At 37.5% G+C, this 14,763-nt stretch carries 13 protein-coding genes; 8 read left to right on the forward strand and 5 right to left on the reverse strand.

Annotation, left to right across the window (positions count from 1 at the left end):
* The 7 genes from GQR44_RS13640 to GQR44_RS19630 all read left to right on the forward strand — a co-directional run.
* The coding region (locus tag GQR44_RS13640; protein ID WP_166372315.1) for an IS30 family transposase at positions 1 to 371 on the forward strand (371 nt) is incomplete at its 5' end.
* 413 nt (positions 372 to 784) lie between these two features.
* Entirely contained in the window at positions 785 to 1,951 is a 1,167-nt protein-coding gene (locus GQR44_RS13645; RefSeq protein WP_166372316.1) for a nucleotide sugar dehydrogenase, read from the forward strand.
* Between the two features lie 85 nt (positions 1,952 to 2,036).
* Positions 2,037 to 3,383: a phosphoglucosamine mutase gene (gene glmM, locus GQR44_RS13650; protein WP_205963080.1), complete on the forward strand. Its 1,347-nt coding sequence runs from the start codon at positions 2,037 to 2,039 to the stop codon at positions 3,381 to 3,383.
* Positions 3,384 to 3,540: 157 nt separating this feature from the next.
* On the forward strand, positions 3,541 to 4,662 hold the full coding sequence (wecA, locus tag GQR44_RS13655; RefSeq protein ID WP_166372317.1) for a UDP-N-acetylglucosamine--undecaprenyl-phosphate N-acetylglucosaminephosphotransferase: 1,122 nt from the start codon (positions 3,541 to 3,543) through the stop codon (positions 4,660 to 4,662).
* A gap of 290 nt (positions 4,663 to 4,952) precedes the next feature.
* Positions 4,953 to 6,857, forward strand: coding sequence for a molecular chaperone HtpG (gene htpG, locus GQR44_RS13660; protein ID WP_166372318.1), 1,905 nt, complete (start codon positions 4,953 to 4,955; stop codon positions 6,855 to 6,857).
* Between the two features lie 121 nt (positions 6,858 to 6,978).
* Positions 6,979 to 7,623, forward strand: a complete 645-nt coding sequence (gene adk, locus GQR44_RS13665) for an adenylate kinase (protein WP_166372319.1) — start codon at positions 6,979 to 6,981, stop codon at positions 7,621 to 7,623.
* A gap of 116 nt (positions 7,624 to 7,739) precedes the next feature.
* Positions 7,740 to 8,405 (forward strand): NlpC/P60 family protein, encoded by a 666-nt coding sequence (locus tag GQR44_RS19630; protein WP_205963081.1) that lies wholly within the window; start codon positions 7,740 to 7,742, stop codon positions 8,403 to 8,405.
* 229 nt (positions 8,406 to 8,634) lie between these two features.
* On the opposite strand, the gene GQR44_RS13675 is transcribed toward GQR44_RS19630, so the two are convergent.
* The 3 genes from GQR44_RS13675 to GQR44_RS13685 form a co-directional block, all read right to left on the reverse strand.
* Positions 8,635 to 9,261 (reverse strand): flavin reductase family protein, encoded by a 627-nt coding sequence (locus GQR44_RS13675; RefSeq protein WP_166372320.1) that lies wholly within the window; start codon positions 9,259 to 9,261, stop codon positions 8,635 to 8,637.
* A 128-nt stretch (positions 9,262 to 9,389) separates the two neighbouring features.
* On the reverse strand, positions 9,390 to 9,839 hold the full coding sequence (gene gloA, locus GQR44_RS13680; protein ID WP_166372321.1) for a lactoylglutathione lyase: 450 nt from the start codon (positions 9,837 to 9,839) through the stop codon (positions 9,390 to 9,392).
* 314 nt (positions 9,840 to 10,153) lie between these two features.
* Positions 10,154 to 11,281: a cupin domain-containing protein gene (locus GQR44_RS13685; RefSeq protein ID WP_166372322.1), complete on the reverse strand. Its 1,128-nt coding sequence runs from the start codon at positions 11,279 to 11,281 to the stop codon at positions 10,154 to 10,156.
* A 230-nt stretch (positions 11,282 to 11,511) separates the two neighbouring features.
* Between GQR44_RS13685 and GQR44_RS13690 the strand changes: the two genes are divergently transcribed.
* Positions 11,512 to 12,450, forward strand: coding sequence for a DMT family transporter (locus GQR44_RS13690; protein WP_166372323.1), 939 nt, complete (start codon positions 11,512 to 11,514; stop codon positions 12,448 to 12,450).
* Positions 12,451 to 12,541: 91 nt separating this feature from the next.
* Here GQR44_RS13690 and purB read toward each other — a convergent pair whose 3' ends face one another.
* Positions 12,542 to 13,912 (reverse strand): adenylosuccinate lyase, encoded by a 1,371-nt coding sequence (gene purB, locus GQR44_RS13695; RefSeq protein ID WP_166372324.1) that lies wholly within the window; start codon positions 13,910 to 13,912, stop codon positions 12,542 to 12,544.
* Positions 13,913 to 13,986: 74 nt separating this feature from the next.
* Positions 13,987 to 14,616: a high frequency lysogenization protein HflD gene (hflD, locus tag GQR44_RS13700; RefSeq protein WP_166372325.1), complete on the reverse strand. Its 630-nt coding sequence runs from the start codon at positions 14,614 to 14,616 to the stop codon at positions 13,987 to 13,989.
* Between the last annotated feature and the right edge of the window lie 147 nt (positions 14,617 to 14,763).

Raw genomic sequence — 14,763 nt, forward strand, 5'->3', positions numbered from 1 at the left:
TGCGTGTTGATGACAAATCGGCTAAATCAGTGACTGCTGCTACGATTGCTTTATTGCAACCATACAAAGGTGCGATATTTACGATCACTGCTGATAATGGTAAAGAATTTGCCTATCATGAAGTGATGACCGAATATTTAAATTGTGGTGTTTATTTTGCAGATCCTTATTGTTCGTGGCAAAGAGGTTTGAATGAAAATACGAATGGTTTGTTACGACAATATTGGCCGAAATCAACGGACTTTAAAAAAGTATCGCAATCAGAAGTTGAAGATGTAATCGTTAAATTGAATGATAGGCCAAGAAAGAAACTAAATTACAAAACGCCAGCCAAATTAATGGCTGAACATATGGTAGTTATAGCTGCTTAGTCGTTATGCACTTCAATGTTGAATCCGCCTCTGCTGTTAAATTTGTACTAACTAACTATTTATTTTAATATTTTTTTTCTATAGTTTTTGGGATCTTTCTCTTAAGCCCCAAGTGATTAGTTGTCTCTGTCTCCGTGCGTTTGTTGTTATTCCTTTGATGGTTTGTTCTATTATTTGCATTTGCAGTCAATAAATTAGTATTTTGCTATAAAAAATTTTACAATAAACCTTAAATTGACATTTTTGTTGAGATAATCAGCGCAATGTTTTTATCGTCTTATACTATTTCGCAATTTCACTCTCATTCATCGCTAATAATTAAAGGCGAGCTAGTTTATGCCCAAATAGGCATTTATATCTATTTTAAGGCATTCATTTTTATGAATGTCTTTTTTTGTAGGAATTATTAAAATATGAAAATTGCCATCGCGGGTACGGGTTATGTAGGTCTTTCAAATGCAATGCTTTTAGCACAACACAACGAAGTGATTGCAGTTGATATTGTTGCAGAAAAGATAGCCCTCTTAAACAATAAGCAGTCGCCTATTGCTGATGTTGAGATAGAAGATTTTTTACAAAATAAATCACTTAACTTTACAGCGACACTTGATAAGCAAGCCGCTTATGAACACGCTGAGTTCGTTATCATTGCTACGCCAACCGATTACGATGTTGCAACTAACTATTTTAATACCTCTTCTGTAGAAGCGGTGATTAAAGATGTAATGAGCATTAATCCTAACGCTATCATGATTATTAAGTCGACGGTTCCAGTTGGTTACACGCAAGGAATTAAACAAACAATGGGGTGTGATAATATATTATTCTCTCCTGAGTTTTTACGTGAAGGGCGCGCTTTATACGATAATTTACATCCATCTCGTATCATAGTCGGTGAACAAAGTGAGCGTGCAAAGGTATTTGCAAACTTATTAGTACAAGGTGCGATAAAAGAAAATATCGATGTATTATTTACTGACTCAACCGAAGCGGAAGCGGTAAAACTATTTTCTAATACTTACCTTGCTTTGCGTGTTGCCTACTTTAATGAATTGGATACTTATGCGGAATCGCATGGGTTAAACTCTCGCCAGATTATTGAGGGAGTAAGTTTAGATCCGCGTATTGGTAATCACTATAATAATCCTTCTTTTGGTTATGGTGGATACTGTTTACCAAAAGATACCAAACAACTACGTGCTAACTTTGCCGCTGTACCGAATAACTTGATCGGCGCAATTGTTGATGCCAATACCACCCGTAAAGATTTTGTTGCGGATTCGATTATCGCTAAAAACCCTAAAGTAGTCGGTATTTATAGACTGATCATGAAATCTGGATCTGATAACTTCCGTGCATCTTCAATTCAAGGGATCATGAAACGCATTAAAGCGAAAGGGATTGAGGTGGTCATTTATGAACCAGTTTTTGAGGAAGATGCTTTTTTCAATTCCACGGTCTATAAAGATTTAGCCGAATTTAAAAATATCGCGGATGTAATTGTCTCTAATCGCATGAGTGATGAGTTAGATGATGTGGCCGATAAAGTTTATACGCGAGATTTATTTGGGTCTGATTAAAGGTTGCTGACTTTTTACACCTAATTTATTTGAACCTAACTTATTTAAACCAACTTATTAATAAACCGAATAATGGATTATAACAATGACTAGAAAATATTTTGGCACTGATGGTGTCCGTGGCAAGGTAGGAGAGTATCCAATTACTCCTGATTTTGCGTTAAAACTTGGCTGGGCTGCGGGGAGAGTATTATCTCGCCTTGGTACAAAAAAAGTAATTATTGGTAAAGATACGCGTATTTCTGGCTATATGCTTGAGTCTGCTTTAGAAGCTGGTTTGTCTGCTGCGGGTATTAGTGCGGTATTAACAGGCCCGTTGCCAACACCTGCTGTCGCTTACTTAACTAAAACATTCCGCGCAGAAGCTGGCGTAGTGATCAGTGCATCACATAATCCCTATTATGATAATGGGATCAAATTCTTTTCAGCATCTGGTGAAAAATTGTCAGATGAAGTTGAATTAGCGATTGAAGCTGAACTGGATAAGCCAATGGGCTGTGTCAGTTCTGAATTACTTGGAAAAGCATCAAGAATGGATGGTGCAGCGGATCGTTATATTGAGTTTTGTAAAGGCACATTTCCTTATGCATTATCATTAACTGGCCTTAAATTAGTTGTTGATTGTGCAAATGGGGCTGCTTACCATATAGCACCTTCTGTTTTTGGTGAATTAGGTGCCGAAGTTATTGCTATCGGTAACAAACCTGATGGTTTTAATATCAATGATAAGTGTGGTGCGACATCTCTTGGGCTATTACAAAAAACGGTACTTGAAAACAAGGCTGATTTAGGTATCGCGCTTGATGGTGATAGTGACCGAATCATGATGGTTGATAGCCGAGGTAATATTGCAGATGGTGATCAGTTGCTTTATATCCTAGCAAAGCAGGCACTTATTAATGGCCAACTTAAAGGTGGCGTAGTAGGTACATTGATGTCAAATATGGGGCTTGAAGTGGCGCTTGCTAAACTAGGCATTCCATTTGTACGCGCTGGTGTTGGTGATCGTTACGTGATGGAGCAATTACTAAAACGTGAATGGTGGTTAGGTGGAGAAAACTCTGGGCACGTTATTTGTCGTCATTTAGTGACCACCGGTGATGCTATTGTTGCCGCATTACAAGTATTAGCTGTGATCAAGCAAAGTGAAAAAACACTTGAACAATTACTTGATGATATGACGATGATGCCGCAAATCTTAATTAACGTGCGCTTTGCGGGCGATAATCAACCTTTAGAAAGTGATTTAGTGAAAACGGCTGTTATCGAAGCTGAAAAAGCTTTATTAGTGGGCAGTAGCACACCTAAAGGGCGTATTTTACTGCGTAAATCAGGTACTGAGCCTTTAATTCGTGTAATGGTTGAAGCTGAGTCGCAAACGTTAGCTGAAACATGGGCGAACCATATTGCTGATGCCGTTAAAGCGGTATAAAAAGTGTTATTGATTATTTAATAAATTTTACTCTATTCAACAATGAATTTATTTTGAAGTAATTTAGTTTTAATTAGTTACTTGTCTATAATGAATTTTAGAGATTTAAGTTGTCAGTATTAGGCTCACATTATTTTTCCTTTTTAAGTTGGTTTTTATGATAAATATATCAATTGATTTAGCATTTATATTTGTTTTTTCAATGACAACGCTATTTGCTTTGCGGAAGTTTGCCAAGTATATAAGTTTAGTTGATAAACCGAATGAAAGAAAGTTCCATAAAGGCACTATTCCTCTGGTTGGAGGTTTATCTATTTGCCTCTCCATATTATACTTTTTATACAACAACCCAGAAATGCTTCCTTATTCGCACATCTATGCACTTTGTATGAGTATTTTAGTTACTGTTGGGGTCGCAGACGATCGATGGGATATCAGTTTTAGATTACGTTTAATAGTACAGGCTGGTTTAGCCTTATTGATGATTCACTTTGCTGGGGAGTTGCTTACAAACCTTGGCAATATGTTTGGATTTGGAGAGATATTATTACCAAGTGCAATCGCGCAGATAATTACCATATTCGCTGTGATTGGTGCTATTAATGCTTTTAATATGGTTGATGGAATTGATGGTTTATTAGGTGGGCTTGCATCGGTAACCTTTGCTGCCTTAGGAGTTGTTTTCTATCTGCACGGAGAGGCAAATTTAGCTTATTTATGTGCAGTATTTATTGTTGCAATGTTGCCATATGTTTTATTTAATCTTGGTGCGTTTGGGCGTACTCGTAAAGTGTTTATGGGTGATGCGGGCAGTATGTTAATTGGATTTACTGTTATTTGGTTATTATTATTAGCCTCACAGTCGGCTGCTGGTGATACTTCAGAGCAAACTGCAATGCGCGCAGTAACTGCGTTATGGATTATTGGTTTACCTTTAAATGATATGGCCGCTATTATGATTCGCCGTATACGACGTGGTGATAGCCCGTTTAAACCTGATAGAGAACATTTACATCACATCTGTCAGCGCTTAGGTTTAAATCCAACACAAACTTTACTATCTATCTGTTTTATTGCTAGCTTATTTGCTCTTATTGGCATTTATGGCGAACTAGCAGAAATACCTGCACCAGTCATGTTTTACGGGTTTATTTTAACCTTTATTATTTATACGTTATTACTTTCAAATATTTGGAAGATAACGACTAAAATCCGTAGTCATTCTAAATTTAAACGTATTAAAAAAATTCGTTTCAAAAAGTTAAATAATCTTTTATAACTTATGTTTCTATTTACTTGATTATTATATTACGCGGCTTATTAGCCGCGTTTTTTTTGCCTTAAAAAGGGAGACGCTATTCCCGATCTAGGTTTGCTGCATGAGGGGATACTTTTTAGTTTTGAGTAGGTGATGAAATACATTGATTAACCTAAGAACTCAAAATTCGTTTGGGTAGTGCATAACTTTTAAAAAAATTTACTTTAGCTCTTGAAATCAGTCTAAGTGTCTCCATCTCTTAAATATCTAAGTAAGACCAATAACCACTTGTTTAAGAGAGAAATAGAAATATGGAACATCAACAAAATCATGCGTTCAGTGCTGATACTGGTAAACTTCTTAAATTAATGATCCACTCTTTATATTCAAATAAAGAAATTTTCCTACGTGAACTTGTTTCAAATGCAGCTGATGCCGCGGACAAACTACGTTTCAAAGCATTATCCGATGGTAGCTTGTTTGAAAACGATGCTGATTTACGTGTTCGTTTAAGCTTTGATGAAGAAGCAAAAACCATCACTATTAGCGATAATGGTATTGGTATGACGCGTGATGAAGTCATTGAGCATTTAGGCACCATTGCTAAGTCTGGTACTAGTGACTTTTTTGAGCAATTATCTGGTGACCAAGCTAAAGACTCACAACTAATCGGTCAATTTGGTGTTGGTTTTTATTCTGCATTTATTGTTGCAGATAAAGTAACCGTTAATACACGTAAAGCGGGTGATGATGCTTCTCAAGGTACATGTTGGGAATCTGCTGGTGAAGCTGATTACACGGTTGCTGATATTGAAAAAGCAGATCGTGGTACTGAAATAATTCTACATTTACGTGATGATGAAACTGAATTCTTGAATGACTATAAATTACGTACAGTCGTGTCTAAATATTCAGATCATATCAGTATTCCTGTGCAAATGTTTAAAGATGCAGTGCCTGAATCTGAAGGTCCTGATGGCGAGAAAGTGCCTGCTGTTGAAGCCGCTTGGGAATCAATTAATAAAGCAACGGCTTTATGGAATTGTTCAAAAAGTGATTTAAAAGACGAAGAATACAAAGAGTTCTACAAGCACATCGCTAATGACTTCGAAGATCCACTAACGTGGTCTCATAATAAAGTTGAAGGTGAGCAAGAATATACTAGCTTATTGTACATTCCTAAACGTGCTCCTTATGATTTATGGAACCGTGAAAAAGCGCATGGCTTAAAATTATACGTGCAACGTGTTTTCATTATGGATGATGCTGAGCAGTTCATGCCAACTTACTTACGTTTTGTTAAAGGTGTGTTGGATTCAAATGATTTACCATTAAACGTATCTCGTGAAATTCTACAAGATACACGCGTTACGACTAAGCTACGTAGTGCTTGTACTAAACGTGCACTTTCTATGCTAACTAAGTTTGCTAAGAAAAATGAAACTGAGTACAACGCATTTTGGGCTGAGTTTGGTCAAGTATTAAAAGAAGGTCCTGCTGAAGATCCAAGTAATAAAGAGCAAATTGCTAAGTTATTCCGTTTTGCGTCAACTGAAGCTGATGTAGCTGAGCAAACCGTTTCTTTAGATGCGTATATTGAGCGCATGAACGAAGAGCAAGATAAAATTTACTACATTACTGCTGATAGCTTTAATGCTGCTAAAAATAGTCCTCATCTAGAGATCTTACGTAAGAAAGGTATCGAAGTACTATTACTATCAGACCGTGTTGATGAGTGGTTATTAAGCCATTTACCAGAGTACGATGGTAAAACATTTGTTAGTGTAACTCAGGGCGATTTAGATCTAGGTAAACTTGACTCTGAAGAAGAGAAACAAGAGCAAGAAAAACAAAACACTGAATTTGCTAGCTTCATTGAACGTACTAAAAAAGTACTTGGTGATAAAGTCAAAGATGTGCGCTTAACACAGCGCCTAACTTCTACACCATCTTGTATTGTTGCTGATAACGATGATATGAGTACGCAAATGGCTAAGTTGATGGCGCAAATGGGACAACCCGTTCCAGAAAGCAAGCCAATTTTTGAGCTTAACCCTGAACATGTCATGATCACTAAATTAGCAGATATGACTGATGAGGTATTATTTGCAGAGTGGGCTGAGTTGTTATTACAACAAGCAGTACTTTCTGAAAAGGGGAGTCTAGATGACCCATCAGAATTTGTAGCTCGAATTAATAAACTTTTATTAGGATAATCTTCTCATAAATGTGTCGAAGGCCTGCTTATGCAGGCCTTTTTTGTTGATATTCTTGAGAAAATTGTCACAAACGTGTAAATTTCGGTCTGGAATTTATTAATTACATAGGAAGCTATAAATGCGCATTATCTTATTAGGTGCACCTGGTGCTGGTAAAGGTACACAAGCTCAGTTCATGATGGAAAAATATGGAATCCCACAAATATCTACGGGTGACATGTTACGTGCTGCTGCGAAAGCGGGCACAGAGCTTGGATTAAAAGCAAAAGAATTAATGGATGCAGGTCAATTAGTCTCTGATGAGCTAATTATTGGCTTGGTTAAAGAACGTATTGCACAAGAAGACTGTGCAAAAGGTTTTTTACTAGATGGTTTCCCTCGCACTATTCCGCAAGCTGATGCAATGAAAGAAGCGGGTGTGATCGTTGATTTCGTACTTGAATTTGATGTGCCTGACGAAGAAATTGTTAAGCGTATGGCTGGTCGTCGTGTTCATTCTGGCTCTGGCCGTACTTATCACGTTATTTATAATCCACCAAAAGTGGAAGGTAAAGATGATGTGACAGGTGATGATCTATCTATTCGTCCTGATGATGAAGAAGCGACAGTACGTAAACGTTTAGATATTTACCATACACAAACAGCGCCTCTTATTGCTTACTACAAGCAAGAAGCAGCACAAGGTAACGGTGCTCATCATAAGTTTGATGGTACTAAAGCTGTTGATGTGATCAGCGCAGAACTTGCCGAAATTTTAGGTTAAGCTTTCAAAGCTTAAAATAGATACTAAACTTTGGGGCGTAAGCCCCATTTTTATTTTTGATAAAAATAACGGTGATGAGTCTATTAGAATGTGAGTTAAACGAGTGGAGTAGGTGTATGTTTTGGGTGTTAAAACGTCATAATGTTCAATTAAGGTCTGATTTCAAATCTGAGCTAATTTCTAAACTAAACCATAAACTAAACCATAAATTAGGCCATAAACTAAGCTGCAAGTTAAATTATAAGTTAAGTTTATTACCTTTATTGTGCCTTTTAGCTGCCTGTTCATCAAAACCTGAGCATCAAGATAATACTTCAATTAGTACTAATACCTCTTCAATAACAAACAGTGCCTCTTCTGCTATTACTTCAAGCTCAAATAAAACCTCTTCAGCTAATATGCACACGGGTGATTTATTATATTTATTGTTACTCAATGAGCATGAATATTGGGAAGGCAGCCCCTATCGATACGGCGGTAATAGCCTACATGGCATTGATTGCTCAAGCTTAGTGCAAAAAGTCTTTAAGAATAGCTTTAACATCCAATTACCGCGTACCACTGAGTATCAAGTCAGAAAAGGTTTCTCAATTAAAAAGAACCAATTAAAAGTGGGTGATTTGGTGTTCTTTAAAACTGGCCGTTCTAGTCGGCATGTAGGTATTTATATGGGAGAAGGAGAGTTCTTTCATGTTTCGACTAGTAAAGGTGTGAAAATATCAAAACTTTCAAATCCGTATTGGCGAAAGCATTATTGGCAATCTCGTCGCGTTATTCATTAAAGACGAAGAGATGATTAGGGTAGTTATTGATACAGAAAAATTTAACGGTGGAGTTGTTGTAACCTCTTAAAGTATCAAGCGTCTACGCTCGTTGCTGCAACTTGGTATTGATTCAAACTGGTTTTGCCTTGTCGGTGACCCTACATCCTTTTATCAGAAAAGAAGCTATGCCCAAAAAATCAAAGACACTGATCCGGTTAATTTTCTGCTTCAGTAATAAAAAAGTTAGTTAATCTGGTCGTTTAAAGCTAAATGGGGCAGTAATTGATGCATATTCACCTCCACCAAGCCGTGCTAGTGGTTTCACTTTATCTGCTGAAATATTAATTCGGTCTGGATTTTCAGTATTTAATACCTGGTCATTAATATATAAATACTTAATTTCAACAAAGATCAATGTTTGTGGCAAATCACCTATCTCTTTAATTTCATAAAGTTCACATCCATAAGCAATATGACATTGTTCTAAACGTGGTAGTGGAAAGTCATCAAAGGCTGTTGTTGTTAAGTCTGTGGCAAACAGTTCTGATTCTCCATGTGCTAGTGTTGCCGCGGTTTGCGTGACGATCCCTGCTTGATCATCAGAGGCAATATGGATCACCATTTTTTTGTTTTTTAATACATTGGTTAAAGTGTCTTTATTATCGCCATTAGGTTTTTTACCGAGTGAAATCATCAGTATCGCAGGATCGCTTGATACGGCTGTAAAGTATGAGAAGGGGGCTAAATTATAGACTTTATTTGGGCTGTTATTATCCGATTGAGTTAATACCCAAGCGATTGGACGAGGCACAATAGTTTGCGTCATTAAGTGATAACGTTGTGCAGAAGTGTAATCTGAAAAATTTAGTAACATATTATATATATACCTTCAGTGTGAATGGTGATGACGATAACTAAATGAGTTAATAAATTTAATTATCGTCGTCGACATATATCCGTTAGCAATCAATATGGATTATTTAGTCGTCTATTAAAACTGTTTTACCAAGTGCCGGTGTTTTCCATTGAAGCCCAAGGCTCTGATGCTGCTAACTTTTTGTCTTTCTGTAATAACTCAATAGAAATATTGTCAGGTGATCTTACAAAGGCCATATGACCATCTCTTGGTGGACGGTTAATAATAACGCCTGCTGCTTGTAGCCTTTCACAAAGTGCGTAAATATCATCGACCTCAAACGCTAAGTGACCAAAATTTCTACCTTCGGTGTAACTTTCTGGTTCCCAATTATAGGTGAGCTCAATAAGTGGACTATCTAAGTCTTTTAACTCAGTACCATCTATAATATTTTCGGGAGCAGTCAGATAAATTAATGAAAACTGACCTTTTTCGTAATCATTTTTTTTAACTAGAACCAGCCCAAGAAGATCACAATAAAAGTGCATAGACTTTTCTAAATCTTTGACCCTAACCATGGTATGTAAAAAACGCATATTGTTTCCTTTTTATAAAGTGAGTTGGTATTCCTATATTGGGTTTAAGCCTGATCAAGTTGAATAAGGTTTAAACACACTAAAAAGTAATACTACAAAGCATATCATAGGGGGTGGTTTAGTTTCGATAAACTATTGTAATTCAGTCTGTAAGTATTGTTGAAGAGTTAATGTTACTTGAGTGTGAAGGCTGTTAGAAAAGGGGCTAATCACAGAAGTTGATTGTCATCATCTGATTGAGAGGAGTTTGTTCCGACTCAAATAAGCAGCTTATAAGGGTAAGCTGCTTATCTATCTATTTAATTATATTAAAACTATTCTGCGTACCAATAACCGAGGTTTACTAGTTTGGTAAATAGCGTTAATGCTTCCGGCTCATCTTTAAATAATACTATCAACTCACTGGCTGCTTCATCTTGATCGCATAAATAATGGGCAAGTTCAACAAAACCTGAAACGTCATAAACACCTCCGTTGATAAAGACTTGTTTAGGTGTTTGCTCGAAATACACCGCGCGTAATCCACCTAAGCGTGTAAATATCGCACCGTCTTCTAAAAATTCGATAATATCTTCATTTTCAAGCGGATATTCTGGGATTGCGATATCTAATTCATGTTTTGCTTCACTAATCATGCGTCCAAACCACGGGATTAAATGCTCGGGTGTTTGGCAATTTTCTAACATCACTTGATGTAGTTTTTCTAACTCTGCTTGTTCGATACAACCTGGATTTTCACGTACTTGCATTGGAATATCAGTATAACGTAATGCATTTTCGTAGTTATCAATATTGTAATCAGTAAAGCTACTGAGTAAGTCATTTTGATCTGGTGCACGGAAACCAACACTGTAATTAAGTGAAGGTTCAATAGCATAACCTTCATGTGGGCAGCCACTTGGAATATAAAGAATATCGCCTGGTTCCATTTCAACATCAATAGCCGCTTCAAAAGGGCCGCAATGTTTCAACGCGCCGTGTGCTGCGAACTCAGGTAATGGTTGACGTGCACCAACACGCCAATGACGCTTTCCTTGGCCTTGGATAATAAACACATCGTAGTTGTCGATATGGGGGCCGACGCCACCTTTAGGCGTTGAATAGCTGATCATTAAATCATCGATTCGCCAGTTTGGTAAAAAGCGAAATGGTCGTACTAACTGCTGTGCATCTGGGTGCCAATGATCCACGGCTTGTACTAATAAAGTTGCACCTTCTTCTTCTAAACGTTCAAAGGTTTTAAAAGGTCCGCACTCTGCTTGCCACTGATCGCTTTCAAGATAAACCAAGCGGCTTTCTAAATCTTCTTCCATGGCCAAACCAGCTAATTCATCAGGTGCAATAGGATCTTGAAAATCCACAAAACCTTGTTTGATAAAGGTTGGTTTTTGTTGCCAGTAGTCATCTAAAAACTGGTTAATTTCAAAATTAAGTTCAAACATAGGGTACTGCCTTTGTGGTTCAAATAATCTGAAGTGTAACAGGTCACCTGTATGCACGATAGTGATACAAATTATACTTTGTAAGAGGATTTAAATTAGATTGCTTTAAGGCTAATAGCTTAGTAATGTGATCGGCCGATTTAAGATGGTTCGCCTCTCCTCATAAATCATTAACAGCGTCTTTTTTAGTTAAAGTACATTCTCTTAGTTAAATCTAGCAAGGAAGTAGCATGGATAGCACGGTTAAGTTTGATAAAGTCACTGGATTACTTGCTGGCTTGATGATGGTGATGATTTGGTATGGTTGGATCATTATTTCAAAATGGGGACTTTCCCGTGCATTAACAGTTTGGGATGTGACTGGGGTACGTTTCGTTACTGCTGGCATGATTGTATTGGTTTACGCCTTACTCAGTAAAACATCGATTAAAGCCCTGTTTACAGCACCTATCATCATTTGTAGTTTATGTTGTGGAACGTTTTATGTCTGTGCTAGTTTGATTGGGTTGCTGATGTCTGATGCTGCTAATACCGGGGTAATTATCAATGGCTCGTTACCTATTATGTGCGCGGCGATTGTTTTTGTATGGAAAAAAGTCCGTTTAAATAATGCGCAATATGTTGGCGTTTTTCTTATTTTAGTAGCCAATGTACTTTTATTCACCAGTACCGGAGGTGCAACAATCAGTGCATTGTTATGGCTGTTGATAGCGGCTTTTGCGATTGCCTTTTATTCTGTTTCTATGAGGGTATGGGGCTTGAACTTGAAGACCGTTATGATTTCCGTGCCATTGATTAATGCTTTGTTCTTTACGCCTATTTGGTATTTTTTACCCAGTAATATCAGCAGTGCACCACTTGATGAGATCGTACTTCAAGGTATTTATCAAGGCATAGTGGTGAGTATCATTGCATTATTTTGCATGACTTACTCTATTAATAAATTAGGAGCGGTATCCGCTGCAACGATCATGGCTTTGGTTCCGATTGTGTCAGTTATATTAGCCATGATTTTCTTAGAGCAGGTGATGACATTACAAATGTTTATCTCTATCCTCGTGTGTTCCTTTGGTATTGCTTGTTATAGTGGATTACAGCCATTTTTAATTTGGTTAAAAAGCAATAAAAAAGGCAACCCGAAGGTTGCCTCAAAGCAAAGTAATCGTTAAGTCATTTATCTTTAATGCAAGGTGAGAAGCGTCGTTTATGTTTTAAATGAGCACTTTTCAACAATCAAGTAAGCTTAAATGACAATACGATTTATGCCATTTTATCTACTAATTCAATTGCTTGACCAATGTAAGACGCGGGTGTCATTGCTTTAAGCTCTATTTTCACTGCTTCTGGTAATTCAAGTGTATCGATAAACTCTGACATACCAGGTCCATCCACACGTTTACCGCGCGTTAGCTCTTTTAGTTTCTCGTATGGTTTTTCGATAGCGTAACGACGCATCACAGTTTGGATCGGCTCTGCTAATACTTCCCAGTTTGAATCCAAATCTTTTAGCATGTTTGCTTCGTTTGCTTCAAGCTTACTAATACCTTTTAAGCTTGCTTCATAAGCGATAACAGAATAACCGATAGCAACACCTAAGTTACGTAATACCGTTGAGTCTGTTAGGTCACGCTGCCAGCGAGAAACAGGTAGTTTCGCTGCTAGGTGATCAAAGATCGCATTCGCTAGGCCTAAGTTACCTTCAGAGTTTTCAAAATCAATTGGGTTTACTTTATGCGGCATGGTTGAAGAACCAATTTCGCCTGCAATTGTTTTTTGTTTGAAGTGACCAAGGCAGATATAACCCCATACGTCACGGTCAAAGTCTAAAAGAATTGTATTGAAACGAGCGATTGCGTCAAACAACTCTGCAATGTAATCATGCGGTTCAATTTGTGTTGTGAACGGGTTAAATGTCACCCCCAAGCTAGTCACAAATTCTTCCGCAAAACCCTGCCAGTTAATTTCTGGGTAAGCACTAAGGTGAGCATTGTAGTTACCAACAGCACCGTTTGTTTTACCTAGTTGCTCAGTTGCTTCGATTTGTTTAACTTGACGTTGTAGACGTGCAACAACGTTAGCAAATTCTTTACCTAGTGTAGTCGGTGATGCAGGCTGACCATGTGTACGAGACATCATTGGTATTGCTTTGTATTCAATCGCTTTTGCTTTAATAGCATCAACAATACGATTACAGTAAGGCAGGATAACGTCTGTTTTAGCAGTACCCAGCATTAATGCGTGAGATAGATTGTTAATGTCTTCAGAAGTACAGGCAAAGTGAATAAATTCAGAGACTGCATTTAACTCTGCATTATCTGCTACTTTTTCTTTAAGGAAGTATTCAACTGCCTTTACATCATGATTGGTAGTTGCTTCGATGTCTTTTACACGTTGTGCATCTGCTTCACAGAAGTTTGCAACAATCGCATCAAGGTGAGCATTTGCTTCAGCAGAGAAAGCTGGAACTTCAGCGATACCATCTGTTTGTGCTAGTTTTTGTAACCAACGCACTTCAACTTGTACGCGGAATTTGATTAAACCAAATTCACTAAAGATATCGCGTAAAATTGCAGTTTTGCTACCGTAACGGCCGTCAACTGGTGATACAGCTGTTAGTCCTGAAAGTTCCATTTGTTGCTCCTAATGATATGTAGGTTGTTTAAATAGTTGCTTTGTTCCCCGGTTAGGAAACGTCAATTCGTGTTTTAAGTTCGTAGTAAATTTTGTTTTGTTTGGTGCACTAACGCTTTACGCGATAATAATAATTGACGACGTTTGCCGCCAATTTGACGCCACAATACAGTCGCGCGAACACCGGCTAATAATAAAGCGCGAATTTTATGCTGTGTATGTTCTTGTTGCAAGTAAGCAGGATTACCGTTTACTTGAATTTTAGGACCCAAATTACTTATCAGGTCTTTATAGATAGAATCTAAGTTGCTTAATACGCTGCTGTCATCAATTTCAAAGTGAGCTAATTGGCGATTAACTTGATTAATACGTTCACCGAGCAAGTTTAAAGCTCCTGAATTTGCAGAGAGTTTTCGTTCTAACGCCATTAAGCCTGCTACGTATTTGGTGATTTGCATGTTACGGCTACCATCAGCATTATCGAGTTGTGCAATCACTGTTTTATAACCTAATTTTAGTGCGTCATGCCCACCAAAAATATCTAAAGGTGCTGCGCTATCGGTACGCATAATCGAGCGTAAAGAAGCATTAAATGCGACAGCATCAGGACACATACCTTTGTTCGCTATTTTATCAACTAAGTAGGCAGCTTGGCACATTGCTGCAAAAGCAATGCTTCGAGATTCTAACGTATGGAATGACATAATGAATACACTTCTAATTTGAATAACTGTTGAACAAAATACTATCGACCTTTAGTACGTTATTGTTGAATACTCCGTTGCTTCTCTTTTTAAAAAGTTGCATTACCCGAGAAAATATTAATCGCTTAATGCTTACAACTGAGTTAA

The sequence above is a fragment of the Psychromonas sp. SA13A genome (assembly GCF_011378715.1).
In the GTDB taxonomy this organism is placed as follows: Bacteria; Pseudomonadota; Gammaproteobacteria; order Enterobacterales; family Psychromonadaceae; genus Psychromonas.

Excerpts from the sequence above, each read along its gene's own strand:
- GQR44_RS13645 (WP_166372316.1), top strand. The coding sequence starts at position 785 with ATGAAAATTGCCATCGCGGGTACGGGTTATGTAGGTCTTTCAAATGCA.
- glmM (WP_205963080.1), top strand. The coding sequence starts at position 2,037 with ATGACTAGAAAATATTTTGGCACTGATGGTGTCCGTGGCAAGGTAGGA.
- wecA (WP_166372317.1), top strand. The coding sequence starts at position 3,541 with ATGATAAATATATCAATTGATTTAGCATTTATATTTGTTTTTTCAATG.
- htpG (WP_166372318.1), top strand. The coding sequence starts at position 4,953 with ATGGAACATCAACAAAATCATGCGTTCAGTGCTGATACTGGTAAACTT.
- adk (WP_166372319.1), top strand. The coding sequence starts at position 6,979 with ATGCGCATTATCTTATTAGGTGCACCTGGTGCTGGTAAAGGTACACAA.
- GQR44_RS19630 (WP_205963081.1), top strand. The coding sequence starts at position 7,740 with ATGTTTTGGGTGTTAAAACGTCATAATGTTCAATTAAGGTCTGATTTC.
- GQR44_RS13675 (WP_166372320.1), bottom strand. The coding sequence starts at position 9,261 with ATGTTACTAAATTTTTCAGATTACACTTCTGCACAACGTTATCACTTA.
- gloA (WP_166372321.1), bottom strand. The coding sequence starts at position 9,839 with ATGCGTTTTTTACATACCATGGTTAGGGTCAAAGATTTAGAAAAGTCT.
- GQR44_RS13685 (WP_166372322.1), bottom strand. The coding sequence starts at position 11,281 with ATGTTTGAACTTAATTTTGAAATTAACCAGTTTTTAGATGACTACTGG.
- GQR44_RS13690 (WP_166372323.1), top strand. The coding sequence starts at position 11,512 with ATGGATAGCACGGTTAAGTTTGATAAAGTCACTGGATTACTTGCTGGC.
- purB (WP_166372324.1), bottom strand. The coding sequence starts at position 13,912 with ATGGAACTTTCAGGACTAACAGCTGTATCACCAGTTGACGGCCGTTAC.
- hflD (WP_166372325.1), bottom strand. The coding sequence starts at position 14,616 with ATGTCATTCCATACGTTAGAATCTCGAAGCATTGCTTTTGCAGCAATG.